This window comes from Frankia sp. CcWB3 (assembly GCF_977927595.1).
This window is the reverse complement of record NZ_CDWRCK010000366.1, coordinates 1-3,143: the sequence shown is the minus strand read 5'-3', so window position 1 is coordinate 3,143 and position 3,143 is coordinate 1. Positions and strand designations below refer to the sequence as shown.

At 71.9% G+C, this 3,143-nt stretch carries 2 protein-coding genes; both read left to right on the top strand.

Annotation, left to right across the window (positions count from 1 at the left end):
* Positions 1 to 158 precede the first annotated feature (158 nt).
* Positions 159 to 1,991, top strand: coding sequence for a protein kinase domain-containing protein (locus ACY5KJ_RS19170; protein WP_462204022.1), 1,833 nt, complete (start codon positions 159 to 161; stop codon positions 1,989 to 1,991).
* Positions 1,992 to 2,064: 73 nt separating this feature from the next.
* Positions 2,065 to 3,075: a class I SAM-dependent methyltransferase gene (locus tag ACY5KJ_RS19165; RefSeq protein ID WP_462188669.1), complete on the top strand. Its 1,011-nt coding sequence runs from the start codon at positions 2,065 to 2,067 to the stop codon at positions 3,073 to 3,075.
* Positions 3,076 to 3,143 lie beyond the last annotated feature (68 nt).

The window sequence follows — 3,143 nt, the reverse complement described above, 5'->3', positions numbered from 1 at the left end:
GACCCCGGCCCGGGGTCACGCGGGTGCCCCGGTCCACGGGCTCCCGGCGAGCGGGCTGCCCGGCAGCGTCTCGATATTTCCGTCCACCTGGGAAGCTGTCCTGCGACAATGGAGGAAGCCAAGGGGGTGTCGTGGCTACCGTTCCGGTAGGCAACCGTATGGTGGCGGGCCGATACCGACTCGTCGCGCGGCTGGGTGCGGGTGCGATGGGGACGGTGTGGCGTGCCTTCGACTCCGTGCTGGAGACCGAGGCAGCCCTCAAGGAGATCGAGTTCGCCGGCGGAGTCGCCGAGGCCGAACGCGCGGACCGGGTCGAACGCGCCCTGCGGGAGGCGCGCCACGCGGCCAAGCTTCGCAGCCATCCGCATGTCGTCACCATCCTCGACGTGCTCTTGGAGAACGGCCTGCCCTGGATCGTGATGGAGCTCGTGCCGTCTCGGTCCCTGTTCGAGGTGGTCCGGTCCGACGGGCCCCTGCCCGTCGCCGAGGTCGCCCGGATCGGGACCGCGGTGCTCGACGCCCTCGTCGCGGCACGGGCGCATGGCATCGTTCACCGTGACGTCAAGCCGTCGAACGTCCTGATCGGGACCGACGGACGGGTCGTGCTCACCGACTTCGGCATCGCCACCGGCGACGGCGACCCGACCCTCACCGTCACCGGTGTCCTCGGGACCCCCCTTTACATGGCGCCGGAGCGGCTGAACAACCAGCCCGCCACCTTCGAGGCGGACCTGTTCAGCCTGGGCGGCACGCTGTACTTCGCCGTCGATGGCCGGCCGCCGTTCGAGCGGGACACGTTCGGCGCGATGCTCGCGGCCATCCTGCTGCACCCGCCCGCCCCGGCGCACCGGGCCGGCGAGCTGGCCGCGGTGCTCGACGGCCTGTTGGAGAAGGACCCCGGCCGGCGGATGACCCCGGCCCGGGCGCGCGAGCTGCTCACCCGGGCGGCCCGGGCCGATCCGCCGCGTCGGGCGGCCCACGTTGACGAGCTGTCCTGGCGTCCAGGGCCCACCGCCGGAGCGGCGCCCACCCAGGTGCCCAGCCAGGTGTCCGGCGGGCACGTCGATCCCGACGCGCCGCAGACCGGCTATCCCGCCGCCCCGATGGAGCTCACCGCGGTGGAGCAGGACGGCGCGGTCCTGCTCCGATGGGAACCGTCGGCCACGCAGGGCGCCTCCTACCGGGTGTCGCGTGTTCTCGTCGATCCCACGGCCCCCGGCGGCCGCCGCGAACGCAGCCTGGGCATCACCACGGCCACCGAGCTGTTCGACGCCGGCGTGCCCAGGGGCGTCCCGCACTGGCACGAGGTGGTCACCACGGTGTCCGGCGAATCCGGCCAGCTGCGGTCCGTACCGGTCCGCACCCCGACCCGCACGCTCTTCCCCCCCGTCACGGCGCTGCGGGCAAGTATGATCGACGACGCGGTCGCGCTGTCCTGGCGTCCGGTTCCGGGGCAGAGCTGCGTCATCATCGAACGGACCTTCGCCGAGACCTCCCCGCTGTCGGGCGCGAAGCGCCGGTTCCGCGGATCCGACGGCTATTTCCTCGACCAGGACACCGCACCCGGCGCGATCTACCGCTACCAGGTGTGGGTCGCCGGGGCGGACGCCTCGGATAGTCTCGCCGCCCCGTCGGGTGCCGCGGAGGTGCTGGTGCGGGTCGTCACACGGCCGCGCGCGGTGGTGGATCTGGAGGCCCATTCCACCCTGGGCGGCACCGTCCTGCGCTGGACGACCGTGCCCGGAGCGATCGTGCGGATCTACGTGACCGAGGTTCCCGAGCAGGCCGGGCTGGTCGGTACCGGCCCGTTCGGCCCGGCCGACCACGAGGTGGGCGTGGGCTCGCTGGAGGGCCGGGCCCGTCTTGTCGGGGAGAGCCGCCGCGGACGTCTCGTCGACCGCAACCCCACCGGCATGGTGGTGTACACGCCGGTCACCATCACCGAGGACCGCGCGGTGATCGGCGCGGCCGTCACCCATCACGCTTCGTAAACAGGCTCCGATCGTGACCTAACGCCCATCCCGAGCGGTGTGGCCGCGGGCCCGGGTGCCAGCATGGGTCACCGTGAAAAGTCCAGACAACATCGCCGGCAGCACCGGCACAATCGACAGCACCGACACCACCGGCCCGACCGACCGCACCAGCCCGAGCCACGCCGATCAGGACGGCTCCGCGCCGCTGCCAGCCTATGGCTACCGTGACATCGACCCGGGCACGGCCCGCCGGGCGAGCCGCTTCTACTGGGACGATGCCGCGGCGGACTACCAGTCGGAGCACGGCGCGTTCCTCGGCGACAGCGACTTCTGCTGGTGCCCGGAGGGACTGCGGGAGTCCGAGATCGGGTTGCTCGGCGACGTCGCCGGCAAGGTGGTCCTGGAAGTCGGCTGCGGCGGCGCGCAGTGCGCCCGCTGGCTGCGCGGGCAGGGCGCCCGGGTGGTGGGGTTCGACCTGTCCGGCGGTCAGCTGGACCAGGCCCGCGCGCTCGGGATCCGCACCGGTATCAACGTGCCACTCGTCCAGGCGGACGCCGCGGCGCTCCCGTTCGCGGCCGCCAGCGTGGACGTGGCCTGCTCGGCGTTCGGCGCGGTCCCGTTCGTCGCCGACAGTGGCACCGTGATGCGGGAAATCGCCCGGGTGCTGCGGCCGGGTGGCCGCTGGGTGTTCTCCACGACCCATCCGTTCGTCTGGTGCCTGCCGGATGACCCGGACGAGAACGGCCTGCGGGTCTTCCACAGCTACTTCGACCGACGCGCCTACACCGAGCACGACGAGCAGGGCACCGCGATCTACACCGAGACGCACCGCACGATGGGCGACCGGGTCCGCGAGATCGTCGCCGCGGGACTGATCCTGCTCGACGTCATCGAACCGGAATGGCCTCCCGGCCAGGAGCGGACCTGGGGGCAGTGGGGACCGATCCGGGGCAGGTACGTCCCCTCCACCTCAATCTTCGTAACTCAGCTCCCTTCCGGGGCATCGGGCGCCGATCAGTACGAATGCGGCGCACACCAGGCCACCGACTCAACGCGGCAACGGGCTGGCACACTATGCACACAACGCCCCAGGGTGCGGTGAGACGGCCCGATCCCCCCCGTTATGGTGAGCCCCGGATTCGCCGTTAGGGCCTGTTTGGGAAGTTCATC